Raw genomic sequence first — 23,761 nt, 5'->3', positions numbered from 1 at the left:
AACACTATCAGTAAGTTGGAGTCATTACCTGATTTTCTTTGCGCTGTTGTATTGTTATTTCATTGCGAGCATTTTTACAAAAAAAAACTATGCGCAGAAGAATTTATTAATTTATCAGCTGTTAACGCCAGAACCTCTTAAACAGGTTCCAAGGGTATCCAGCGACTGGTTTTTTGTAAGCCATGCAGATGAAGGTAGCCATCTTCAACGCAGTGAAATAGTTTTTACGGGGATACCAAAGAGTGATGTTCAGAGAGCAGAGGAAAAATTAAACGCATACATTGAATCTTATCCTGCAAGTCGCGAGATGATGAGTGTCGTTGTTGAAGCTAGGGCTGGGAATTATGATGTGAAAGTCATCCACTACAAATCGGATGAATGAAAATAAAAGGCCATCAAATTTGCTGATGGCCTTTTTCGATTACTCGATATCGAGCGGGTCTTCGGAGAGGAGCATCCCGGTATTGTCGGCGTACAGGTGGTCGCCGGAGAAGAACGTCACGCCACCGAAGTTGACGCGCACATCGCTTTCTCCAATGCCTTCACCTGCGGCACCCACTGGAATAGCGGCAATTGCCTGGATACCGATGTCCAGTTCTTCCAGATCGTCTACCTGGCGTACTGAACCGTAGATGACCAGACCTTCCCATTCATTCTGTACCGCCAGGCGCGCCAGTTCGGCATCAACCAGCGCACGACGGACAGAGCCGCCGCCATCGACCAGCAGAATGCGACCACGGCCATTTTGTTCGAGCAGATCGTACAGCAACCCGTTGTCCTCGAAACATTTTACCGTGGTGATTTGTCCGCCAAACGACGACCGTCCCCCAAAGTTAGAGAACAGTGGTTCCACGACGTTGACATCTTCCTGGTAGATGTCACAAAGCTCGGATGTATCGTATTTCATAGGCTCAACGTTCAGTTGCTGCGAGAATTTTTAGTATATCGCGCTATGTGTACTGTTGGCAAAATCATCAATTGTTAATTAGTGTCCAGATCAATAACTATTCGTATTTTTCATTGAAAAACAGTTAATTGCTGATTTTTAAAACAGCCGATACTGACCTACAATTACCCGTATTTCCATCTGTAAAGTATCCCCGAGGTATCTCCGGAAGATTGCTGGAGCATAAAAGAAAGCCCTATGAGAACGATCAGATTCACCAAAGCCGTGCTGATGCAACTCCCCGTTCCCTGATGCCGGCAAACGCCTTGAATATGCTGATAGTGTCGTTAATGGGTGCGGCTGCGCGTTACGTCTAGTGGCAGCAAAAGTTTTTGTGTGTCCCGAAAGCGCGACGGAAAATTTTACCGTGTGACGTTGGGCAAGTTCCTGGATATGACTATTGAGCAGGCCAGAGAGCGGGCATATGGTTTGGTGGCCCGTTCAGGCGTGAAGAAAAAGGCAGTAAAGCCCAGGCTGATTTATGGGCACGTGTTCTGCGTGCTGTCTATCGCTATGCATATGATAGCTACCGTGATAAAGATGGTGGGAGATTGTTACCGGATCCGCCCACAACCATTTTAAGTACAAAAATGCTTTGGAATGGAAATACACGGAGAACAACTAAAATCAGAAATAATGATTTAGGCAACTGGCTCAAGGCCCTTGATACCGTAAGACAATGGGCTATAGCAGGCTATAAAACTGATGTGTTGATGGGGGGTGAAGCCCAACCGTACGGAAATGTACGCTAAGAACGTAACTTTATGATTTAAATTTATAAAGTTGTTGAATTATTGGTTTGATTTACGTTGATTTGATGGCCAAGTACGCTCGTATTGCAAGTAAGCGTGTTCGGGAATAGCGACGAGTATTGCAGACAGTCTGCTAAGTGGTCTTTATTTCAGCAGATCTGCCTGCCAATTCGATTTACCTCTGCTGCTGGTTGTAACCAACCGGGCGGCTCCAGTCATCGTCGTATTTGATATTCCCTTCGATATAAAACCACTCAATGCCTGAGTAGGTGATGGCGATATTTTCCATCATGCCCGGAGTGTGGGAACCCGGCATATAAGCATGAGCAGCATTGACGGACATGATTACGATGTTGTTAAGCGTAATTCGGTAAATCTCGTATTCGACACCCGCCTCGTTGATGTCGTAATAGTGGATTACTGCCTTTTGCAGCCGCTTACTTTGGCAGACTGCAACCGCAAAATATGGCGAGGTCTTATCGATCTCTTTGTGCAGGGTAAAAGCGTTGTGTTCGCGCGAACCCATCAGCTTACCAGTGTTGCGGCATGTGTTTTGGTACACACCGTAACTGCTGTTCATGATTTCAATTGCACCCTCACGGCCCAGCGCCATGCAACTGCCTTTGATCAGCTGTCCATTTTCATCATAAATATACATATAAGCTGGTAATGACATTTATAGATCTCCTTATTTTGTGCTTAATATCTGCCCGTTTCTGTCAATGAAAAAGTTGTAACGGTAATTCTTTCCGTTCAACGTGTATGAAGCCGCATAGATATAGCCCGGCGTTATCGGTATTTTTAAGCACGTTTCAGGATAGGAGAGAGCTACATGCGAATTTTCCGCCAATGTCTTGTATTCATTCCCCTGCTCAGAATAAACGCCGTATCGGCTCAGAACGTCCGATTTATTAACAGAGAAGCAAAGCGAATTATTTATAATAGGGAAACTACGCCATGGGGGAACGCTGTCGCCAGCGCCACACCCAGCCAGCGCAAAAAAGGCAGGAATGAGAAAGTAGTGTTTCAATGCGGGAACCTCCCTAATACTTTCTCATAGCGGGATATGAGGCTAAGGACAGGCTCAGATGGATCGTAATCCTTGAGGCGATACAAATCAGAGCGGTTGCCGAATCCATACGTTTTAAGCAGCCAATAATCAGCCACCATTGCAGCCTGCTGCTCTAAGCCGTAATCCAAGAGTATGGCCTTATCTAACGTGTAATAGTAATCAACTGCCCAAGAGAACAGGCCCCGCATCCTTACCATCATCCCGCGCTGATGCTGCCAAACGTGCATCATTTCATGTAAAAAAAGATGCTGCCCACCAACGCGATCGTTATTAACATGCGGCTGTGAAAAGTCAGGCTCATAAGTACCTTCCTGAAAGTACAATTCGCCGTTGGGCGTCATGGCGTAGTTGTTCTTTTGGAGGTTGAAAGGTAGATAGCTGCTGCGGTGGATCCAGACTTCGTTATAGCGGATGGTGAAAGCGTAGAGGGTACGGGCCAAGTTAATCTCACCAAGCGTAAACAGCCGTAACCCGCCCCGGTCTATCTCGTTCATTTCCCTTATCATTGGAGACATCATCCATTGGTAAAAAACACCTTAATACGCCTTAAAGTAAATTTTTTCCTGTTAAAAAATGCGGGAAATATCAGAAATTGTCACAAACTGCGGCTACGCCGCTTCTAGCGTTAAGCCCCTCTGGTTTGGGGAGCAACCGTACGAGATCGTACGCTAAGAACGTAACTTTATGAATTTAAATCTACAAAGTCGTGGCGTTGTCGGTCAGATTTACGTTGATTAGATTACCGGGTTTATTAGCATAGTTAATGCCGGAAACCGCACGGATACTGACATTAATGGAAAAAGTAAATAAAACCCTCATTTTCTTTACTCGCCCAATCTGCTTAAAAAATGCACTTAGCGTACGCTCTCGTACGGTTGGGCTTCAGGCCCCGTGATCGGTTAAGTAAGCTGGGAAACGCTGATTTTAGTACTTATAGGTCACGGTGTTTACCGTTCGTTGGTATCCCCCCGAGGTATCTCCGGAAAATATAAAAAACATGGAAAAACCTCGCGACCCTCTATTTGTAAGGGTTGCGAGGCGTTATGCGATTCTAAAAATTGAAATTGTTAATTGATATTTGTCAGTTAAACAGACCACTGGCTTAGGAAAATTCCAACCACAAACAGCAGGTTAGTTAATAGTGCCGCTTTTACGGTGCGTTCCAGCATCGGGCGCATTGCCTCAGGGTTCATCTCACGCATCACGTAACGCGCCTGTTTGAAAAGCAGCGGAGCGGCGAGGATAAACAGCCATCCCCACAGACTTTGCAGCGAAAACAGATTAAACAGCGCCAGGCAAACCAGCGTCCCCATCAGCAGGCAGGCATGGTAACGACGTGCATTCACGGCCCCCAGACGCACCACCAGCGTGTTTTTACCGTTCTCCCTGTCGCTGTTGATATCACGCAGGTTATTGACGTTGAGCACGGCGGTAGCCAGCAGACCGCAGGCGGTGGCCGGCAGGATCAGCGCGGGGATCAGCGTATGGGCCTGCAAATACCAGCTACCCATCACGCTCAGCCAGCCGAAGAAAACCAGCACGGAAATATCACCGAGGCCGATGTAGCCATAGGGGCGATTGCCGACGGTATAGGTGATCGCCGCGATAATCGACAAGCCACCGAGCACCAGGAAGCCGACAAAATCAGCCATCGTGTGGCAGGCCACCGCAACTAGTGCCAGGCCGGACAGGCAAATTAAGGCCACGGTGACCATTAATGCGCGCTTCATCTGCTGTTGGGTGATCACCCCTTTCTGCATGCCACGCAGCGGTCCAATGCGGTCAGGCTTGTCGCTGCCTTTGACAGCATCGCCATAGTCGTTTGCGAGATTGGACAGGATTTGCAGCAGCCCCGCCGTTATCAATGCCAGCAAAGCCACCAGCGGATCGAAATACCCTTGCCACCATGCTAATGCCGTACCGACGATGATCGCCGCGAAGGCGAGCGGTAAGGTCTTAGGTCGTAAACTTTCCAGCCAGGCTTGTGAGCGGCTAATTTGTTGTTGTTCAGTCATATTTAGCGCCAATAAAAATGGGGCTTTATCAGCCCCATCAACAGTGATGAAAATGCATTGAACGCGATTATAGGATAAAACGGCTCAGATCTTCATCTGCGACCAGCGCATCCAGATGTTTGCTCACATATTCGGCATCAATTGTGATGCTTTGGCCGTTTAAATCGCTCGCATCATAGGAAATATCTTCCATCAGACGCTCAAGCACGGTGTGCAGACGACGGGCACCGATGTTCTCGGTGGTTTCGTTGACCTGCCAGGCGGCCTGAGCGATGCGCTTAATGCCATCTTCCGTGAACTCAATATTAACGCCTTCAGTTGCCATCAGCGCTTTGTACTGGACGGTGATGGAGGCGTTAGGCTCAGTCAGGATACGCTCGAAATCGCTGGTGGTCAGTGCCTGCAATTCTACACGAATTGGCAGACGACCCTGCAGTTCCGGGATCAGGTCGGACGGTTTCGCCACCTGGAACGCGCCGGAAGCGATAAACAGAATGTGATCTGTTTTCACCATGCCGTGCTTGGTCGAGACGGTGCAGCCTTCGACCAGCGGCAGCAGGTCGCGCTGCACGCCTTCACGGGACACGTCCGGACCGGAGGATTCACCGCGCTTACAGATTTTGTCGATTTCGTCGATAAACACGATCCCGTGCTGCTCAACGGCGTCGATAGCGTCTTGCTTCAGTTCTTCCGGGTTTACCAGCTTCGCCGCTTCTTCTTCAATCAACAGCTTCATGGCTTCTTTGATTTTCAGCTTACGCGGTTTTTGTTTCTGGCCGCCCAGGTTCTGGAACATGGACTGCAGCTGGCTGGTCATCTCTTCCATGCCAGGAGGTGCCATAATTTCTACGCCCATCGGCGCAGCGGCGAGATCAATTTCAATCTCTTTGTCGTCCAGTTGGCCTTCACGCAGTTTTTTACGGAATGCCTGACGTGCAGCGGAAGGTTCCTGAGGCTGTTCAGACTGTCCCCAGTTATTTTTAGCTGGTGGGATCAGTACGTCGAGAATACGTTCTTCCGCCATTTCTTCGGCGCGGAAGCGGTTTTTCTCGATCGCCTGGACGCGGACCATTTTAATGGCAGCATCGGTCAGATCGCGGATGATGGAGTCAACTTCCTTACCCACATAGCCGACTTCGGTGAATTTCGTGGCTTCAACTTTGATGAACGGTGCGTTGGCTAGTTTTGCCAGACGACGGGCGATTTCGGTTTTACCGACGCCGGTTGGGCCAATCATCAGAATGTTTTTTGGCGTAACTTCATGGCGCAGCTCTTCGTCGAGCTGCATGCGGCGCCAGCGGTTACGCAGAGCAATCGCCACGGAACGCTTGGCGTTATCCTGGCCGATGATGTGTTTGTTCAGTTCGCTGACAATTTCGCGTGGGGTCATTTCAGACATGGGGGATCCTTACGCTTTGGAGTTCAATTCTTCGATGGTATGGAAGTGGTTGGTATAAATGCAGATATCCCCTGCAATATCCAACGCTTTCTCAGCAATCTCGCGGGCGCCAAGCTCGGTGTTTTCAAGCAGAGCACGTGCCGCAGCCTGGGCGTAGGGACCGCCGGAGCCGATGGCAATCAGATCGTTTTCTGGCTGAATGACATCGCCATTACCGGTAATGATGAGTGATGCAGTCTCATCGGCAACAGCCAGCAGCGCTTCGAGTTTGCGCAGCATACGGTCGGTACGCCAGTCCTTCGCCAGCTCAACGGCAGCTTTCACCAGGTGACCCTGATGCATTTCAAGTTTGCGTTCAAACAGTTCAAACAGCGTGAATGCATCCGCAGTGCCGCCCGCAAAGCCCGCGATGACTTTGTCGTTGTACAGACGGCGGACTTTTTTCACGTTGCCTTTCATTACGGTGTTACCCAGTGTGGCCTGACCATCACCGGCGATTACCACATGGCCGTTACGGCGTACGCTTACTATTGTTGTCACGAGCAGACCCCTTGGTTACAAATACGGAATTCAGGCCCCGCACAGATGTACGGGGCGTAATGCAAGTATAGATGGGGGGGATTTTGGGGGTTTCAACCCCCGGCAGACAGTCGAATACAGTTTGTGTGACCCGCTACTTTCAAACGGCTGATGGTGTTGTCAGCGTTTTCTTTGCCTTTGAGTGGGCCAATAACCACGCGATTCCAGCCGTTGTTGGTGGTAATACGGGAGTTAAAGCCCTCAAAAGCCAGCTGTGCACGCACGGTTTCTGCCTGTTCAGCCCCTTTAAACGACCCACACTGCACCATCCAGCGGCGCTCATCTTTTTTCTCAGCAGTCTGCTTCGGCACTTCGGTAATCGGTGCTGCTGGCTGCGTCTTCGGTTGAGCGGCAGCGGTATGTGCAGGCGTCTGCAACAGATCCTGGTATGGCTGTTGGGCCGCAGGTTTGGGCTGCGTTTGACGAGGCTGCTGCGCCGGCGCGGCTTGTGCGGTACGCGTTTGCTGCTGCTGAGGCTGCTCCGTTGCCCGAGGGCGTGGCTGCTGAGCCTGCTGCTGCGCGTTGCTCCATTGCTGTTGCTGCACCTGACGCTGACGCTGCAGCGTTTGCTGGCGCTGCGCAGGCGTTTGCTCATTCCACGGAACTTCGTTGAGCTGAGTAGGCTGCTGACGCATATCAGCCTGCATTTGCGCCAGCAACTGGCGCTGCTCATTGGTCAGCTGATCGGCATTCAGCACTTCACCGCCCGCAGAGGGTTCGGTTGGTGCACGCACGCCTGGTTGACGGCTTTCAAGTTCTTTGATGTATCGCCAGCGTTCTTCCGGCTTCGGCGGAATGCCATTGCCGGTAACTTTCTGGTTTTGCAGCGTCTCGGACTCTTCTTTCTTGTGATGCGTAATGAAGTACAGACCACCGATAAAGGTCACGAGTACGGCTGCTGCAATAGCGACCATCGCGGGTGAAACCGCAGGCGTATTGCGTTGCTTATTCCGTGAGGTGCTCTTTTTGCGCCGCGAAGGTGCCGGTTGGCCGCGACGTACATAATCTCGTTGTGCCACTATCGTTTCGCTGTATTTATTCGTTCGTCAGCCCGCCATGTTACTTAAGCGGCGGGCCTTTGACCAGACAGGGGAGTCCGAAAGCACTTTACTTTACGTCAGTGCCCGGGTGGTGCCCCGAATAATGAGTTCACAGTCCAGTAAACGTGACCCGCTGCTGACATTTTGCCCCTGGAGTTGATCGAGCAGTAACAGCATAGCCTCACGTCCGATATCGAAACGCGGCTGTGCGACGGTTGTCAGCGGTGGATCACAATATTCCGCCAGTGAAATGTTATCAAAGCCAATAATCGACAGGTCGTCAGGCACTTTCAGTCCCTGGCGTTTGGCGTAGGAAAGTGCGCCCAGCGCCATGACGTCGCTGTGGCAAAAGACGGCTGTCGGTGGTTGAGGCTGTTCAAGCAGTTGCTTTAGCGCGTTAGCCCCCGCTTCGTAGGTAAAATCACCGCGCGCAATAAAATGCGGATCGACGGTAATCCCGCTGCGGCGTAACGCCTGAACGTAACCTTGCAGGCGATAGTGGCACAGTGGCATATCTTCTGGTCCGGCGATACAGCCGATGCGTTTGTGCCCCAACTCCAGCAGATAGTTCATCGCGTTAAAGGCGGCGGTGAGGTTATCAATGTGAACGGTGGGCAGTTCCAGCTCAGGCGCGAATTCATTGGACATCACCATCGGCGGTAAATTGCGCTGTTCTTCTACGCTGGCATCAAATGGCAGGCGTGAGCTGAGCAGCACCATGCCGTCAATTTGCTTGGTAATAATGAGGTTAAGAAAGGTCTTTTCCTGCTGGTTCTGATGCGCGCAATCGCCGATCAGCACCAGATAACCCTGCTCGGCGGCGGTGACTTCAATGCCGCGAATGACTTCGCTGAAAAAGGGATCGCAAATATCCGGGACGATGACCAGGATGGTACGTGATTCATTACGCTTAACGTTGCGGCCCATTGACTGCGGTAAATATCCTACTTCCAGAGCGGCCTGCTCAACCTTGTTACGGGTTGACTGAGAGACTTTGTCTGGATTCATCAATGCACGGGAAACGGTTGCCGTGGAGACCTTCGCCTTCAGGGCAACATCTTTCATCGTTGCGGCAGTGACCTGCTTGTTCGGTTTCACTCTTTCTCCTCGCCAGGGCGCTGCTGGCGCAGCTCTGTCCCTGGGTAACCTTCATCTGAAACATTTTTATCAGATAGTGAATCGAAGCAGTTACAGAATTTTCATAAAAAGTGTGATGGATATTTAATTTTACGATCCGCCTCGCATCATGAGGGCTTATCCCTCAATGGGATCGACATCCAGCACCCATTTGACCTTGCGTGCTTCGGGCAGGGTATTGATCAACGCCAGCGTGCCGCTGACGATATGCTGCAGTCGAATTCGTGACGGATGTTGCAACAAAATTTGCCAGCGATAGCGACCGCCACGTTTGGGGGCCAGCGCGGGAACCGGGCCCAATACCCACAGCTTATCGTCGGCCAGCGGGCTGGCCTGAATCAGATTACGTAACTGTTGTAAAAACAGCGGTGCCTGCTGGTTGTTGTGATCTTCTGCCCGCACGATCACGTGGCTGGTCCACGGTGGGAGTTGCAACGTTTGTCGCTCGGCCAGTGCCTGCTCGGCAAAGGCGTCATAGCCTTTATGCAATAAGGTTTGCAGCAACGGATGTTCAGGGTGATGCGTCTGCAATACCACTTCGCCCTGTTTCCCGGCACGTCCTGCGCGCCCGGATACCTGGGTATAGAGCTGGGCAAAGCGCTCTGCAGAGCGAAAGTCAGCAGAGAATAATGCCCCGTCCACATCCAGCAGCGCCACCAGCGTGACGTCCGGGAAGTGGTGGCCTTTCGCCAACATTTGCGTCCCGATAAGAATGCGTGCTCCGCCGCGATGAACCTCTGCCAGATGCTGCTCAAGCGCCCCTTTACGGCTGGTGGTATCGCGATCGATACGTGAAATCGGCACGCCGGGAAAGAACGGCGCTAAGGCCTGTTCGAGCTGCTCAGTGCCGAGTCCAACCGGTACCATATGCGTAGAGCCGCAGGAGGGGCACTGACGCGGTATCGGGCGCTGGCTGTCGCAGTGGTGGCAGCGCAGATGATGCTGTGCCTGATGCAGCGTGTAGTAGTGATCGCAGCGTGGACATTCAGCAATCCAGCCGCAGTCGTGGCACAACAACGCAGGGGCAAAACCCCGGCGATTAAGAAACAAGATAACCTGGTTATCAGCCTGCAGATGCTGACGCATGCGGGCGATCAGCGCCGGGGCCAGTCCGGCCTGTACCTGCTGACCTTTCAGATCCAGCACGTGCTGCGTCGCGGGACGGGCATTTCCGGCGCGACGCGTCAGGCGCAACATGCGATATTTTTTTTGTCGTACGTTGCACAGCGTTTCCAGCGCCGGTGTGGCTGAGCCGAGGATAATCGGGATCTGCTCGCTGTGCGCACGGTAAACCGCCAGGTCGCGGGCGTGATAGCGCCAGCCTTCCTGCTGTTTATAGGAGCTGTCATGTTCTTCGTCGATGACAATTACGCCGAGGTTTTTAAACGGGGTGAACAGCGATGAGCGGGTACCGATGACAATTGCTGCTTCACCGTTTTTTGCTTTCAGCCATGCAGAAAGACGTTCGCTGTCATTTAAACCAGAGTGCAGGACTTCGACCGGAGCATTGAAGCGTTCACGAAAGCGGGCGATGGTTTGCGGCGTCAGGCCTATTTCCGGCACCATCACCAGCGCCTGCTTGCCCTGAGCGAGGACGTTTTCCAGTACGCTTAAATAGACTTCCGTTTTGCCAGAGCCTGTGACGCCGGCGAGTAGCCAGGCGCTAAAGCTGTCCGATGCGCTGTGAATAGCTCCAACGGCGGTGGCTTGTTCGGTATTCAGCCTTAAACGCTCGCCAGAGACGGCGTAGTGCGTGCGCCAGTCACTGAATCCAGGCGTTTCGCTTGCCAGGGAGCACAGACCTTTTTTGCGTAGCGCCTGCAATGCCGCATCATTAAATTCGAGGTCGGCCACCTGATCCCGCCAGATTTTTCCCTGTCGCAGTGCTGCCAGCGCCTGCTGCTGCTTCGGTGAGCGTTTCAGGTTGTTCAGGTCAGTGGCATGGCCTTCTTCGGTGGCAAACCAGTACCACATTGGCGTGTTGGTGGCGGGACGCCCCTGGCGCAGTAGCATCGGTAGGGCGTGAAACAGCACGTCACCAATGGGATGATGGTAATAATCTGCGGCCCACAGCAGTAAGCGCCAGACGGAGGTCGAATAGACCGGTTCGCTGTCCAGCACCTCAATGACCGCTTTTAGTTCGCTCCGCGGCAGTTCGCTGTTCTCGCTAACTGACAGGACAATGCCAATGCGTTCTTGCTGTTTGCCAAAGGGTACACGCACGCGACACCCGGCTTTGGCGCTCATACCTTCCGGTAAGAGGTAGTCAAAGGTGCGGGGTAGCGGGACGGGTAAGGCAACGTGAGCAACGGGCATTGAATCATCCTGACTTGAATTCTGGCGGGTTAGTATACACATTAGTGAGGAGCGGAATGCGGATCAGTTTGCATGAGCAGGCTAATTTCTGTATGATTCGCCGCCTTTGATGCAAATTGATTGCGTCAAATACTGACCATTACCCGAGAGTTTCGCGCAGCTGGAAGGCGGCAAGCGAGCGAATCTCTGGGAGCATAGTGAACTATGTGACCAGAGTGAGTGAACGCAGGCAACGCATCAGCAGTGTGAAAGGTGACGGGGAATAATTAACATCGCGTGGTGTCTGGCGTTAGGGCTGGAAGAGCGACGCGGCCTTAACTGAGGTTCTCCCCATGAAAAAAGATATTCATCCGAAATACGAAGAAATTACTGCAAACTGCTCTTGCGGTAACGTCATGAAAATCCGCTCTACCGTTGGTCACGATCTGAACCTCGACGTGTGCGGTAAATGCCACCCGTTCTATACTGGCAAACAGCGTGATGTTGCTACCGGTGGCCGTGTTGACCGCTTCAACAAGCGTTTCAGCGTACCGGGTACCAGCAAATAAGTTTTTTGCTGTCGGAAAAAAGCGCCGTAAGGCGCTTTTTTTGTATCTGTGAATCAGTGCTGAAATATGTATGCTTGCGGTGAATGTAAAACCAATGCATAAATAAAACGGTGTTTTTATTTTATCGGTAAAATGTTTCTATTGGTGATCTTTATCGTTTTTATCTTTACGTCTTTGCCACTGATTTGAGTTTTTGGCAAAATTTAAAAGGTTTTGTCCCTCCAGCTTAAATACAATTTTTGGGAAATATAAAATTATTCATAGATCCAATTTGATTATCCTTTTTAGGGAGGTCATATGGATTCATTCCTTAATTGTTTATGGGAAGGGACGTTTATGAAATTAAACTCCGCATTATTACTTATTCCATTATTCTCTGCAGCTGCACACGCAGGCTATGTTGATTACCGCCATGAATATTATGACGATGGCCGTAACTATGACCGTGTTTATATGTCTCACCGTTTTGCTACCGGTTTTGGTGTGGCAGTCGAAGCTATCTCACGTTCCGATGACTCGCAATCGAATGATGCGTGGAACAATATGGAAAGTAACGGCAACGAGTATACAGCAAGCTATCAATTTACTTCGCAGGGGCTTACCTGGCAGCCGGGTATTGCAATCGAGACTGGCGATAACATCACGATTTATAAGCCTTATATTCGCGTGCAGTATAACATCAATGACAACTGGTGGACCGCGTTCCGCTATCGTCAAGAGTACATGCGTAGAAATACGGAGGGTAAAGATGACCGTATGGTTTATCGCCCTGAAGCCTGGGTTGGTTATAACATCAATAACTGGATGTTTGAACTGAACGGCATTTATAAAATTGCCGATAGTGAAGATTTATATAACAACAAAAGCGAAGATTATGAGTATAACTTCCGGGTTGCTTATAACATAGGTTCCTGGGTTCCTTTTGTTGAAATCGGTAATGTTTCATCAGGTTATAACACAACAACGACAGACGATCGTCAGACCCGTTATCGTGTCGGTCTCGGTTATAACTTCTGATCGCTAATACTCTTCTCATCGGTTTATTACGCTGAGTATCGGGATATAAGCATAATTTGCGTGAATAGTGTATCTAAGGAGTTGACATCATGTCCAATGATGGAACTATGATTAGAAGCAATAGCAGTATTGCCGTCAGACCTTTCGGATTCAGAGATAAAATTGGTTATTTATGTGGTGACCTGGGAACCTGTTTTATTCTTGGGTTAGTGAATAGCTTTTTAATGATTTATTACACCAACGTACTCGGTGTTTCTGGCGTTATTGTTGGCTCACTTTATTTTGTGACCAAACTCTTTGATGCGTTTGTCGATGTTGGCGTAGGGCGCTTATGTGATACGTCTAAACTGACGGCGTACGGGCGTTTTAACCCTTGGGTACGCCGCATGAAGTATCCATTCTGTATCATTGCGGTCGTCCTGTTTCTGCCGTTTGTACAAGACTTTTCTTATACGGCGAAAATTATCTACATCTGCGTCTCCTATTTCATTTACGGCTCACTGCTATCGACTGTGAGTATTCCTTATGGTGCCATGTCTGCGGCGATTAGCTCTAATCCGGAAGATCGCGTATCGCTTTCAACCTACCGCAGCGTTGGGTCCGCAATCGGCGGCGGGGCAACCGGCTTTTTTATTCCTATCCTGATGTACACCACTCTGGTGGATGGAAGCCAGGTGATTTCCGGGCAGCACTTCTTCTGGATCGCCATTGGTTGCGCAATACTGGGCTTTATCTTTTTAACGCTGACCTGCCATTTAACGACGGAACGCGTGCGGGTGGAAAGAAAAGATAGCATGCCCGTGTCGGTGCTTCTGAAAGGGTTGATACGCAATAAAGCATTGATTGTTTTAGTTGTTGTGGATCTGCTGATCGTGATTAATCAGGGGCTTTCCGGCACCAATATGACCTATCTGTTTAATGACTATTTCCACAATAAAGAGGCGATGTCTGTCGCGTTACTGTTTACCTTTGGTTCCTTGATTTTGCTGGCACCCTCGGCATCCTGGCTCACGAAGCGATTTGGTAAGAAAGAAGCCAGCGTAGGTGCGCTGCTCTTTTCGGTGGTCATGTACGTGATCATGTACTTTACCCATATCACCGACGCGAAAGTCTATTTGGTTTTCCTGTTCCTGGCGACGTTGGGGGCGGGGTTATTCAACCTGATGATTTGGGCGTTTATGACCGATGTTTGCGACTACCACCAGTATGTCACCGGCGATCGTGAGGATGGTACCGTTTATGGCGTGAACTTCTTTGCCCGCAAGGTGGGTCAGGCGTGCGCAGGGGCCATTGGCGGCTTTATGCTGGCGATCATTGGTTATCAATCGTCATCAACGGGCGGTGCTGTGCAAACCAGCATTGTGCAGGAAAATATTTATACGATGGCGAATCTCTTGCCGGCTTTATGCCTGTTTTTGGCGGCGGTCGTGCTGATTTATTTCTATCCGTTGAACCGTAAAGAAACGCTCAAAATGGAAGAAACATTGAATAAGCTCAATGGTATTAGTAAGTAACGTTGTGAAGGTATGAGGCTCTGTATCGCGCGTTATGCGTTAGGAGAAACAGGACGAGAAGAGGCGGGAGCAGTCCCGCGTCTTCTCATCTTTTGCAACGTCAGCCGCCGTTTTAACTAGTTAGTACTCCCACGTCTCCGGGTTGATCCCCAGTTCACGCATAATTACCTTGGCTTCTTCCGGGATTTCATCACTGCGCTCTTTGCGCAGATCGTCATCGTTGGGTAACGGTTGTCCGGTAAAGGCATGCAGAAACGCTTCACACAGCAGCTCGCTGTTGGTGGCGTGGCGCAGGTTGTTCACCTGACGACGCGTGCGTTCATCGGTAAGGATCTTTAACACCTTCAGAGGAATGGAAACCGTAATCTTTTTGACTTGCTCACTCTTCTTACCGTGCTCAGCGTATGGGCTGATATATTCGCCGCTCCATTCAGCCATGAGATACTTAATCCTCTTTGTCATTAAATTTGAGGCCAGAACCTGAGCCCGGACCATAACTGTGCGTAGTTTATCGTAGTGGCGCGGCCCTGACACGAAGTTAGCCGACGCAGATGTACGCTAATGCATATAATTTTAACGGCTATTTTGAATTTGCTCAATCTATACGCAAAGAAGTTTAGATGTCCAGATGTATTGACGGCTATTGTAACAATGATTACTCTGGGGTCTGACTATTCACCGGCTCAGCCAGGAACTCCTCAATATGACGCGTAAACAGGCCACCATCGCAGTGCGTAGCGGATTAAATGACGACGAGCAGTACGGTTGCGTTGTCCCGCCGATTCACCTTTCAAGCACCTATAATTTTACCGGATTCAACGAGCCTCGGGCCCATGACTATTCACGTCGCGGTAACCCGACGCGTGATGTTGTCCAGCGTGCGCTGGCGGAGCTGGAAGGCGGTGCGGGCGCGGTGCTGACCAGTACCGGGATGTCGGCAATTCATCTGGTAACTACGGTGTTCCTGAAGCCGGGCGACCTGCTGGTGGCGCCGCACGACTGTTACGGCGGCAGCTATCGCCTGTTTGACAGTCTGGCGAAGCGTGGGTGTTATCGCGTGCTGTTTGTCGATCAAGGCAATGAAGCCGCGCTGAAGGCCGCGTTGGCGGAGAAACCGACGTTGGTGCTGGTAGAAAGCCCAAGTAATCCGCTATTACGCGTGGTCGATATTGCGAAAATCTGCCAGTTGGCGCGTGAGGCTGGCGCGGTAAGCGTCGTTGATAACACGTTTTTAAGCCCGGCACTGCAAAATCCACTGGCATTGGGCGCCGATCTGGTGTTGCATTCATGCACGAAATATTTAAATGGTCACTCAGATGTCGTGGCTGGCGTGGTGATTGCAAAAGATCCAGAGCTGGTCACTGAGCTGGCATGGTGGGCGAATAATATCGGCGTCACCGGCGGCGCATTTGATAGTTATCTGCTGTTGCGCGGCCTGCGTACGCTGTCACCTCGTATGGAGGTGGCACAACGCAACGCCCAGGCGATTGTCGACTATTTGCAAACCCAGCCGCTGGTGAAAAAACTGTATCACCCGTCACTGCCGGATAATCAGGGGCATGAAATTGCCGCGCGTCAGCAAAAAGGCTTTGGCGCGATGTTGAGTTTTGAACTGGATGGTGATGAGCAAACGCTGCGCGACTTCCTTGGCGGGTTATCATTGTTTACGCTGGCAGAATCACTGGGGGGCGTCGAAAGCCTGATCTCCCATGCCGCGACCATGACCCACGCGGGGATGGCACCAGAAGCACGTGCTGCTGCCGGCATTTCTGAGACGCTGCTGCGTATCTCCACCGGTATTGAAGATGGCGAAGATTTAATTGCCGACCTGGAAAATGGCTTCCGGGCTGCAAACAAGGGGTAAACATGAGTGTGATTGCGCAGGCAGGGGCGAAGGGTCGTCAACTGCACAAATTTGGTGGTAGTAGTCTGGCTGACGTGAAATGTTATTTACGTGTCGCAGGCATTATGGCTGAGTACTCGCAGCCTGACGACATGATGGTTGTTTCCGCGGCGGGCAGTACCACTAACCAGTTGATTAGCTGGCTGAAGTTAAGCCAGACCGATCGCCTTTCTGCGCATCAGGTTCAGCAGGCGTTACGCCGCTATCAGAGCGAGCTTATTAGCGGTCTGTTACCACCAGACGTGGCCGATGGGCTGATTGGCGAGTTTATTCACGATCTGGAGCGTCTGGCCGGTTTACTCGACGGCGGCGTCAACGATACGGTTTACGCTGAAGTAGTCGGGCATGGTGAAGTGTGGTCAGCGCGTCTGATGTCTGCCGTACTTAACCAGCAGGGTCTGGAATCTGCCTGGCTGGATGCGCGCGAGTTTTTGCGCGCGGAACGCGGCGCTCAACCGCAGGTGGATGAAGGCCTTTCGTATCCCTTACTGCAACAGCTGTTGGCGCAGCATCCGGGGAAACGCCTGGTGGTGACCGGATTTATCAGCCGCAGTAATGCGGGCGAAACGGTGCTGTTGGGGCGTAACGGTTCTGACTACTCCGCGACCCAGGTTGGCGCACTGGCGGGTGTTTCCCGCGTGACTATCTGGAGCGATGTCGCCGGGGTGTACAGCGCGGATCCGCGCAAAGTAAAAGATGCGTGTTTGCTGCCGTTGCTGCGCCTTGATGAAGCCAGCGAACTGGCGCGTCTGGCGGCACCGGTTCTCCATGCCCGTACCTTACAGCCGGTTTCCGGCAGCGATATTGATCTCCAGTTGCGCTGTAGCTATACGCCGGAGCAAGGATCGACGCGCATTGAACGCGTGCTGGCTTCCGGTACCGGGGCGCGTATTGTCACCAGCCATGACGACGTTTGCCTGATTGAGTTCCAGGTGCCCACAGGCCAGGACTTTAAGCTGGCTTACAAAGATATCGACCAGATTTTAAAACGTGCACAGGTGCGTCCGCTGGCGGTGGGTGTGCATCCTGATCGCCAACTGCTGCAATTTTGCTACACCTCTGAAGTCGCTGACGGCGCGCTGAAAATTCTTGATGAAGCAGGCCTGCCGGGCGAGCTGCGTTTGCGTCAAGGCCTGGCGTTGGTGGCGATGGTGGGTGCTGGGGTGACGCGTAACCCGCTGCACTGCCACCGTTTCTGGCAACAACTGAAGGGGCAGCCGGTTGAGTTTACCTGGCAGTCAGAAGAGGGTATCAGCCTGGTTGCCGTGCTGCGTACTGGCCCGACCGAAAGCCTGATCCAGGGTCTGCACCAGTCAATTTTCCGCGCTGAAAAACGCATCGGCCTGGTGCTGTTTGGCAAGGGGAATATCGGTTCTCGCTGGCTGGAGCTGTTTGCTCGTGAGCAGAGCACGCTGTCTGCGCGTACCGGTTTTGAATTCGTGCTGGCAGGCGTGGTGGATAGCCGCCGTAGCCTGCTGAATTACGAAGGACTGGACGCCAGCCGCGCGTTAGCCTTCTTTGATGATGAAGCGGTAGAGCAGGATGAAGAATCCTTGTTCCTGTGGATGCGCGCGCACCCGTATGACGATTTAGTCGTGCTGGACGTCACCGCCAGTGAACAACTGGCGGATCAGTATCTGGATTTCGCCAGCCACGGTTTTCACGTGATTAGCGCCAATAAATTGGCTGGCGCAAGCACGAGTAATAAGTATCGACAAATCCACGACGCCTTTGAGAAAACCGGTCGTCACTGGCTGTATAACGCCACTGTCGGTGCCGGATTGCCGATCAATCATACCGTACGGGATCTGATTGACAGCGGAGACACCATTTTGTCGATCAGTGGGATCTTCTCCGGCACGCTGTCGTGGCTGTTCCTGCAATTTGACGGTTCTGTTCCGTTTACCGATCTGGTGGATCAGGCGTGGCAGCAGGGGCTGACCGAGCCAGACCCGCGCGTTGACCTTTCTGGTAAAGATGTGATGCGCAAGCTGGTGATCCTGGCGCGTGAAGCGGGCTACGACATCGAGCCGGACCAGGTTCGCGTGGAGTCACTGGTACCTGCGCACTGTGAAGAAGGCTCTATTGACCATTTCTTTGAAAATGGCGATGAGCTGAATGAGCAGATGGTTCAGCGGCTGGAGGCCGCCCGTGAAATGGGGATGGTACTGCGCTACGTGGCACGTTTCGATGCCAACGGTAAAGCGCGTGTGGGGGTGGAAGCGGTTCGCCCTGAACACCCGCTGGCGGCGCTGCTGCCGTGCGATAACGTGTTCGCCATCGAAAGCCGCTGGTACCGCGATAACCCGCTGGTGATCCGTGGGCCGGGGGCGGGTCGTGATGTGACCGCCGGGGCGATTCAGTCGGATATTAATCGTCTGGCGCAGTTGCTGTAGGGTGTGTGTTGCCGGATGGCGCTACGCTTATCCGGCCTACGTAGTAAGGGTAATGCCGTGTAGGCCGGATAAGATGCGCAAGCATCGCCATCCGGCATCTTTACTGTTTCGCAAACACCTCTTTTGCGGCGAACAGCCCGTTCAGCGCAGCGGCAATGTGCACCTTTAACTGCGGTGTGGCGTTACCTAACGCGCCAGGTGCGGCGTGGAAAACTGGACGCGGCTAGTGTGGCGCTGCCGCTGGAGGCTACTGGACTCACCGTGATCCCGCTCGCCTGTCTGCATTGAAGAGCCGCTGGAGCATGATGTTCTGCTCGCGCGTATTGCGCGTGGCGAGGGGGTGAGCCTGTTTCCGGCATCGTTTGCAGCTATCCAGCGGCAGGGAGTAGTTTTTCGTCCGCTATGCGACACGGAATTGTGCATCACTGTCGGACTGATATTACCGCCTGAACAAGAATCTCGCCTGCAATGGCTTCCTTCATTACTCTCGGCGTCCTTCCTTTCTGCACGCTAAAGTGAATTATTTTCATCTTCACTGAGTATTCCTCACCTTTCACGATGATTTTTATGTTGACGTTACGGCGCTTTTCCGTCATTTTTACATCTAGACGTCTAAACGTATAGCAGTTCACAACACAACATATAACGACAAAAGATTGATGAGGTAAGGTATGAGCTTTTTTCACGCCAACCAGCGGGAAGCCCTGAATCAGAGCCTGGCTGAAGTCCAGGGTCAGATTAACGTTTCGTTTGAGTTTTTCCCGCCGCGCACCAGTGAAATGGAGCAAACACTGTGGAACTCAATCGATCGCCTGAGCAGTCTGAAGCCCAAGTTTGTCTCCGTGACCTACGGCGCAAACTCCGGTGAGCGTGACCGCACGCACAGCATCATTAAGGGGATTAAGGATCGCACCGGTCTTGAAGCGGCCCCGCATCTGACCTGTATTGATGCTACTCGCGACGAGCTGCGAATTATCGCTCAGGATTACTGGAACAACGGGATTCGTCATATTGTGGCCCTGCGCGGCGACCTGCCGCCAGGCAGTGGCAAACCGGATATGTACGCCGCCGATCTGGTTGGGTTACTCAAAGAAGTGGCAGACTTTGATATCTCTGTTGCGGCCTATCCGGAAGTCCACCCGGAAGCGAAAAGCGCCCAGGCCGATCTGCTCAACCTGAAGCGTAAGGTCGACGCCGGAGCGAATCGCGCGATCACCCAGTTTTTCTTCGACGTGGAAAGCTATCTGCGTTTTCGTGACCGCTGCGTAACCGCAGGTATCGATGTGGAAATTATCCCGGGTATCCTGCCGGTCTCTAATTTTAAGCAGGCGAAAAAATTCGCTGACATGACCAACGTGCGCATCCCTTCCTGGATGTCGACGATGTTTGACGGTCTGGATGATGACGCGGAAACCCGCAAGCTGGTGGGCGCTAACATTGCCATGGATATGGTGAAGATTTTAAGCCGTGAAGGGGTGAAAGATTTCCATTTCTATACGCTCAATCGCGCCGAGATGAGCTACGCAATATGCCATACGCTGGGTGTCAGGCCTGCTTAATTGTAACATCAGCCCTCTACGGAGGGCTTTTTGTTGATCATTTTGATCTACATCTCTGTAACTAAAAATATAAAAGGATTTAGCTATCGAATCTGTGGGTTTTTTCGACTATATCTTATCTCTGGTGGTGTATATCGTAGCTAGAACACTGTAAAGGGAGCATATAGATGAGCATGTCCGACGATAGCCAAAACGCATCAACTGCCGGTAAGTGTCCTTTCCATCAAGGCGGTCACGATCCCAGCGCGGGAGCAGGAAGAAATAACCGCGACTGGTGGCCGAATCAACTCCGCGTAGACCTTTTGAACCAACACTCCAACCGTTCGAACCCATTGGGTGAAGATTTCAATTACCGCAAAGAATTTAGCAAACTCGACTATTCTGCCCTGAAAGGGGATCTCAGAGCCCTCCTGTCCGAATCTCAACCGTGGTGGCCCGCTGACTGGGGCACGTATGCCGGTTTGTTTATCCGTATGGCATGGCACGGCGCAGGGACCTATCGCTCCATTGATGGACGCGGTGGCGCAGGTCGCGGACAGCAGCGTTTTGCACCACTGAACTCCTGGCCAGACAACGTGAGCCTGGATAAAGCACGTCGTCTGTTGTGGCCTGTTAAGCAAAAATATGGTCAGAAAATTTCCTGGGCCGACCTGTTTATCCTCGCGGGTAACGTGGCGCTGGAAAACTCCGGCTTCCGTACCTTTGGCTTTGGTGCCGGTCGTGAAGACGTATGGGAACCGGATCTTGATGTGAACTGGGGTGACGAAAAAGCCTGGTTGACGCACCGCCATCCGGAAGAGCTGGCGAAAGCCCCGCTGGGTGCGACTGAGATGGGACTTATCTACGTGAACCCGGAAGGGCCGGATCACAGCGGCGAACCGCTTTCCGCGGCAGCAGCGATTCGTGCTACCTTCGGCAACATGGGGATGAATGACGAAGAAACCGTGGCGCTGATTGGCGGTGGTCATACGTTGGGTAAAACCCACGGTGCAGGTCCTGCATCGCACGTCGGCCCCGATCCAGAATCAGCACCGATTGAGGCCCAGGGCTTAGGTTGGGCCAGCAGCTACGGCAGCGGTGTGGGCGCAGACAACATCACCTCCGGTCTGGAAGTGGTCTGGACGCAAACGCCGACCCAGTGGAGCAACTATTTCTTCGAGAACCTGTTCAAATACGAATGGGTACAGACCCGCAGCCCGGCCGGTGCTATCCAGTTTGAAGCGGTCGATGCTCCTGAAATTATTCCGGATCCGTTTGATCCGTCGAAAAAACGTAAGCCGACGATGCTGGTTACCGATCTGACGCTGCGTTTTGATCCGGAATTCGAGAAGATCTCCCGTCGTTTCCTCAACGATCCGCAGGCGTTTAACGAAGCCTTTGCTCGCGCGTGGTTTAAGCTGACGCACCGGGATATGGGGCCAAAATCACGTTACATTGGACCAGAAGTCCCGCAGGAAGATCTGATTTGGCAGGATCCGCTGCCGCACGCGTTCTTCAACCCAAGCGAAGAAGATATCCTTAACCTGAAGGCGACCATTGCGGCTTCCGGGCTTTCCGTGGGCGAGTTGGTGTCGGTGGCATGGGCTTCTGCGTCAACGTTCCGCGGGGGCGATAAACGCGGCGGGGCTAACGGGGCGCGTCTGGCGCTGAATCCGCAACGCGGCTGGGATGTGAATGCGACGGCAGCCCGTGTTCTGCCGGTGCTGGAAGGTATTTATAAATCGGCGCATACCGCCTCGTTAGCCGATATCATCGTGCTGGCAGGCGTCGTTGGTGTAGAGAAGGCGGCAAGCGCGGCAGGTGTCAGTATCAATGTACCTTTTGCGCCGGGCCGTGTGGATGCGCGTCAGGATCAGACTGATATTGAGATGTTTGAACTGCTCAAGCCGATTGCCGATGGTTTCCGTAATTATCGTTCCCGTCCTGAGGTTTCGACCACCGAGTCGCTGCTGATCGATAAAGCGCAGCAACTGACGTTAACCCCGCCGGAAATGACCGTGCTGGTGGGCGGTATGCGTGTGCTGGGAACAAACTTCGATGGTAGCCAGCATGGCGTCTTTACCGATCGCCCAGGCGTGCTCAGCACTGACTTCTTTGTCAATCTGCTGGATATGCGCCATGAGTGGAAGGCGGTTGATGCGTCACAGGAGCTGTTTGAAGGTCGCGACCGTCTGAGCGGCGAAGTGAAGTACACGGCAACCCGCGCTGACCTGGTGTTTGGCTCTAACTCGGTCCTGCGTGCTGTGGCTGAAGTGTATGCCTGCAGCGATGCCCACGAGAAGTTTGTGAAAGACTTTGTCGCGGCATGGGTGAAAGTGATGAATCTGGACCGTTTCGACCTGCTGTAAAGCAAGAGGCCGGATGGCATACAGAAAATCCCCGCAATTGCGGGGATTTTTATTGGCCGTTAGGCATGGCCGGATAAGGCGAAGCCGCCATCCGGTCAAACCGTGCTTATTCCCACTCTTGCAGGAATCGCTGACCGTACTGATCTGCCACCAGCAGCGCGGCGTAAACCTGATCCGGCGTGGCGCCGCCAGGCATGTTGTGAATGGTTTCGCCTTCGGCACAGGCTGCTTCGGCCACGATGCGCATTTTGGCCGGAATATCCTGCTTGATATCCAGTTGGGCAAGGGTGATTGGCAGACCAACGGAGTGGCACAGTGCCGCCACGGTTTCAATTTCTTCTACCGGCGCATTTTCCAGTACTAACTGCGTTAACGTACCGAATGCCACTTTTTCACCGTGATAATAGTGATGTGCATCCGGGATGGCCGTCAGGCCGTTGTGAATAGCATGTGCTGCGGCCAGCCCACCGCTTTCAAAACCGACGCCGCTCAGGTAGGTGTTGGCTTCAATCACGCGCTCCAGTGCTGGGGTCACCACGTGCTGCTCGGCGGCCAGCATCGCTTTTTCGCCTTCTTCGATCAGCGTGTTGTAGCACAGCTCGGCTAGCGCCAGTGCCGCCTGAGTACACTGACCACCGGCCATGGTGGTGGCGCCGCTGCGTGAACAGGCGCGGGCTTCAAACCAGGTTGCCAGCGCATCGCCAATGCCGGCGGCAAGTAAACGAGCCGGTGCCCCCGCGACAATTTTGGTATCCACAATGACCCGGTCCGGGTTGTTCGGCAGCAGCAGATAGCGATCGAACTCACCTGCATCGGTGTAAATTACCGACAGCGCGCTGCAGGGGGCATCGGTTGAGGCAATGGTCGGTGCAATGGCAACCGGCACGCCCATAAAGTGGGCCAGTGCTTTGGCGGTATCCAGCGTTTTACCGCCACCAATGCCTAATACCGCGCCACACTGCGCTTGTTCCGCGACGCCGCGCAGGCGATCGATTTCGTTTTGTGAACATTCGCCGCCAAACGGGGCGATTTCCAGCGCCAGACCGGCATCCTGGAAGCTTTTTTCCAGGGCGGGTTGGGCAAAGCCTAAGACAAATTTGTCTCCAACAACCAGCCAGCGTTCCGCCAGCGGTTTGAGGTAACTGCCAAGACGAGTAATAACATCGGCACCCTGGATGTATTTACCCGGTGATTGAATAATGCGATCCATACGTTATCTC

The 23,761-nt window shown here is 52.4% G+C and carries 20 protein-coding genes and 1 pseudogene; 9 read left to right on the top strand and 12 right to left on the bottom strand.

The features are described 5' to 3' along the window. Window positions 1-46: 46 nt before the first annotated feature. A complete protein-coding gene (locus FDX01_RS22110; protein ID WP_249361039.1) occupies window positions 47-382 on the top strand; it encodes a hypothetical protein in 336 nt (111 codons plus the stop codon). Window positions 383-421: 39 nt separating this feature from the next. Here the strand turns inward: FDX01_RS22110 and rraA are convergent, their stop codons facing one another. From rraA to priA, 10 genes are all read right to left on the bottom strand, one after another. Beyond that, complete coding sequence (rraA, locus tag FDX01_RS22105; protein ID WP_137400469.1) at window positions 422-907, bottom strand: ribonuclease E activity regulator RraA; 486 nt, start codon at window positions 905-907, stop codon at window positions 422-424. A gap of 966 nt (window positions 908-1,873) precedes the next feature. Continuing rightward, a complete protein-coding gene (gene tssD / locus FDX01_RS22095; protein WP_016155257.1) occupies window positions 1,874-2,374 on the bottom strand; it encodes a type VI secretion system tube protein TssD in 501 nt (166 codons plus the stop codon). A gap of 12 nt (window positions 2,375-2,386) precedes the next feature. Then, the gene (locus FDX01_RS24165) at window positions 2,387-2,728 is read right to left on the bottom strand and encodes a putative T6SS immunity periplasmic lipoprotein (RefSeq protein ID WP_220137863.1); all 342 of its coding nucleotides are present in this window, start codon (window positions 2,726-2,728) and stop codon (window positions 2,387-2,389) included. Next, window positions 2,725-3,276, bottom strand: a complete 552-nt coding sequence (locus FDX01_RS22085; RefSeq protein WP_137400468.1) for a type IV secretion protein Rhs — start codon at window positions 3,274-3,276, stop codon at window positions 2,725-2,727. Before FDX01_RS22085 ends, FDX01_RS24165 begins: the two co-directional genes overlap by 4 nt. A gap of 579 nt (window positions 3,277-3,855) precedes the next feature. Continuing rightward, the gene (gene menA, locus FDX01_RS22080) at window positions 3,856-4,785 is read right to left on the bottom strand and encodes a 1,4-dihydroxy-2-naphthoate polyprenyltransferase (RefSeq protein WP_137400467.1); all 930 of its coding nucleotides are present in this window, start codon (window positions 4,783-4,785) and stop codon (window positions 3,856-3,858) included. 67 nt (window positions 4,786-4,852) lie between these two features. Then, a complete protein-coding gene (gene hslU, locus FDX01_RS22075) occupies window positions 4,853-6,184 on the bottom strand; it encodes an HslU--HslV peptidase ATPase subunit (RefSeq protein WP_096758815.1) in 1,332 nt (443 codons plus the stop codon). A gap of 9 nt (window positions 6,185-6,193) precedes the next feature. Next, window positions 6,194-6,724 carry an ATP-dependent protease subunit HslV gene (gene hslV, locus FDX01_RS22070; RefSeq protein WP_003028805.1) on the bottom strand — a complete coding sequence of 177 codons (531 nt, stop codon included), beginning with the start codon at window positions 6,722-6,724 and terminating at the stop codon, window positions 6,194-6,196. A gap of 92 nt (window positions 6,725-6,816) precedes the next feature. Beyond that, window positions 6,817-7,782: a cell division protein FtsN gene (gene ftsN / locus FDX01_RS22065; RefSeq protein WP_117343661.1), complete on the bottom strand. Its 966-nt coding sequence runs from the start codon at window positions 7,780-7,782 to the stop codon at window positions 6,817-6,819. A gap of 93 nt (window positions 7,783-7,875) precedes the next feature. Continuing rightward, window positions 7,876-8,901 (bottom strand): DNA-binding transcriptional regulator CytR, encoded by a 1,026-nt coding sequence (gene cytR / locus FDX01_RS22060; protein ID WP_117343662.1) that lies wholly within the window; start codon window positions 8,899-8,901, stop codon window positions 7,876-7,878. A 156-nt stretch (window positions 8,902-9,057) separates the two neighbouring features. Continuing rightward, window positions 9,058-11,256: a primosomal protein N' gene (priA, locus tag FDX01_RS22055; protein WP_115259756.1), complete on the bottom strand. Its 2,199-nt coding sequence runs from the start codon at window positions 11,254-11,256 to the stop codon at window positions 9,058-9,060. A 332-nt stretch (window positions 11,257-11,588) separates the two neighbouring features. Here priA and rpmE point away from each other — a divergent pair, with 332 nt between their 5' ends. The 3 genes from rpmE (at window position 11,589) to FDX01_RS22040 (ending at window position 14,335) form a co-directional block, all read left to right on the top strand. Then, the gene (gene rpmE / locus FDX01_RS22050) at window positions 11,589-11,804 is read left to right on the top strand and encodes a 50S ribosomal protein L31 (RefSeq protein ID WP_096758811.1); all 216 of its coding nucleotides are present in this window, start codon (window positions 11,589-11,591) and stop codon (window positions 11,802-11,804) included. A 336-nt stretch (window positions 11,805-12,140) separates the two neighbouring features. Next, window positions 12,141-12,821, top strand: a complete 681-nt coding sequence (locus tag FDX01_RS22045; protein ID WP_096758810.1) for an oligogalacturonate-specific porin KdgM family protein — start codon at window positions 12,141-12,143, stop codon at window positions 12,819-12,821. An 89-nt stretch (window positions 12,822-12,910) separates the two neighbouring features. Beyond that, a complete protein-coding gene (locus FDX01_RS22040) occupies window positions 12,911-14,335 on the top strand; it encodes a glycoside-pentoside-hexuronide (GPH):cation symporter (protein WP_137400466.1) in 1,425 nt (474 codons plus the stop codon). Between the two features lie 120 nt (window positions 14,336-14,455). Here FDX01_RS22040 and metJ read toward each other — a convergent pair whose 3' ends face one another. After that, window positions 14,456-14,773: a met regulon transcriptional regulator MetJ gene (metJ, locus tag FDX01_RS22035; protein WP_003825168.1), complete on the bottom strand. Its 318-nt coding sequence runs from the start codon at window positions 14,771-14,773 to the stop codon at window positions 14,456-14,458. 265 nt (window positions 14,774-15,038) lie between these two features. On the opposite strand from metJ, the gene metB reads away from it, so the two are divergent. From metB to katG, 5 genes and pseudogenes are all read left to right on the top strand, one after another. Further along, window positions 15,039-16,199 carry a cystathionine gamma-synthase gene (metB, locus tag FDX01_RS22030; protein WP_096758808.1) on the top strand — a complete coding sequence of 387 codons (1,161 nt, stop codon included), beginning with the start codon at window positions 15,039-15,041 and terminating at the stop codon, window positions 16,197-16,199. 2 nt (window positions 16,200-16,201) lie between these two features. Next, on the top strand, window positions 16,202-18,634 hold the full coding sequence (metL, locus tag FDX01_RS22025) for a bifunctional aspartate kinase/homoserine dehydrogenase II (protein WP_137400465.1): 2,433 nt from the start codon (window positions 16,202-16,204) through the stop codon (window positions 18,632-18,634). Between the two features lie 186 nt (window positions 18,635-18,820). Further along, window positions 18,821-19,148: pseudogene (locus FDX01_RS24065) on the top strand (LysR family transcriptional regulator); the annotation flags it as partial. 157 nt (window positions 19,149-19,305) lie between these two features. Further along, on the top strand, window positions 19,306-20,193 hold the full coding sequence (metF, locus tag FDX01_RS22010; RefSeq protein ID WP_096758802.1) for a methylenetetrahydrofolate reductase: 888 nt from the start codon (window positions 19,306-19,308) through the stop codon (window positions 20,191-20,193). A 167-nt stretch (window positions 20,194-20,360) separates the two neighbouring features. Then, a complete protein-coding gene (gene katG, locus FDX01_RS22005; protein ID WP_117343664.1) occupies window positions 20,361-22,541 on the top strand; it encodes a catalase/peroxidase HPI in 2,181 nt (726 codons plus the stop codon). Between the two features lie 106 nt (window positions 22,542-22,647). On the opposite strand, the gene gldA is transcribed toward katG, so the two are convergent. Next, window positions 22,648-23,751 (bottom strand): bifunctional L-1,2-propanediol dehydrogenase/glycerol dehydrogenase, encoded by a 1,104-nt coding sequence (gene gldA, locus FDX01_RS22000; RefSeq protein WP_135912759.1) that lies wholly within the window; start codon window positions 23,749-23,751, stop codon window positions 22,648-22,650. Between the last annotated feature and the right edge of the window lie 10 nt (window positions 23,752-23,761).

This window comes from Citrobacter sp. wls613 (genome assembly GCF_005281195.1).
GTDB lineage: Bacteria > Pseudomonadota > Gammaproteobacteria > Enterobacterales > Enterobacteriaceae > Citrobacter > Citrobacter gillenii.
This window is presented reverse-complemented; position numbering and strand designations above follow the sequence as displayed.

Coding starts and splice junctions, on each gene's coding strand:
- metJ (WP_003825168.1), bottom strand. CDS start 14,773: ATGGCTGAATGGAGCGGCGAATATATCAGCCCATACGCTGAGCACGGT.
- priA (WP_115259756.1), bottom strand. CDS start 11,256: ATGCCCGTTGCTCACGTTGCCTTACCCGTCCCGCTACCCCGCACCTTT.
- FDX01_RS22045 (WP_096758810.1), top strand. CDS start 12,141: ATGAAATTAAACTCCGCATTATTACTTATTCCATTATTCTCTGCAGCT.
- rpmE (WP_096758811.1), top strand. CDS start 11,589: ATGAAAAAAGATATTCATCCGAAATACGAAGAAATTACTGCAAACTGC.
- metB (WP_096758808.1), top strand. CDS start 15,039: ATGACGCGTAAACAGGCCACCATCGCAGTGCGTAGCGGATTAAATGAC.
- FDX01_RS22040 (WP_137400466.1), top strand. CDS start 12,911: ATGTCCAATGATGGAACTATGATTAGAAGCAATAGCAGTATTGCCGTC.
- rraA (WP_137400469.1), bottom strand. CDS start 907: ATGAAATACGATACATCCGAGCTTTGTGACATCTACCAGGAAGATGTC.
- menA (WP_137400467.1), bottom strand. CDS start 4,785: ATGACTGAACAACAACAAATTAGCCGCTCACAAGCCTGGCTGGAAAGT.
- metL (WP_137400465.1), top strand. CDS start 16,202: ATGAGTGTGATTGCGCAGGCAGGGGCGAAGGGTCGTCAACTGCACAAA.
- gldA (WP_135912759.1), bottom strand. CDS start 23,751: ATGGATCGCATTATTCAATCACCGGGTAAATACATCCAGGGTGCCGAT.
- katG (WP_117343664.1), top strand. CDS start 20,361: ATGAGCATGTCCGACGATAGCCAAAACGCATCAACTGCCGGTAAGTGT.
- tssD (WP_016155257.1), bottom strand. CDS start 2,374: ATGTCATTACCAGCTTATATGTATATTTATGATGAAAATGGACAGCTG.
- FDX01_RS22085 (WP_137400468.1), bottom strand. CDS start 3,276: ATGATAAGGGAAATGAACGAGATAGACCGGGGCGGGTTACGGCTGTTT.
- metF (WP_096758802.1), top strand. CDS start 19,306: ATGAGCTTTTTTCACGCCAACCAGCGGGAAGCCCTGAATCAGAGCCTG.
- hslU (WP_096758815.1), bottom strand. CDS start 6,184: ATGTCTGAAATGACCCCACGCGAAATTGTCAGCGAACTGAACAAACAC.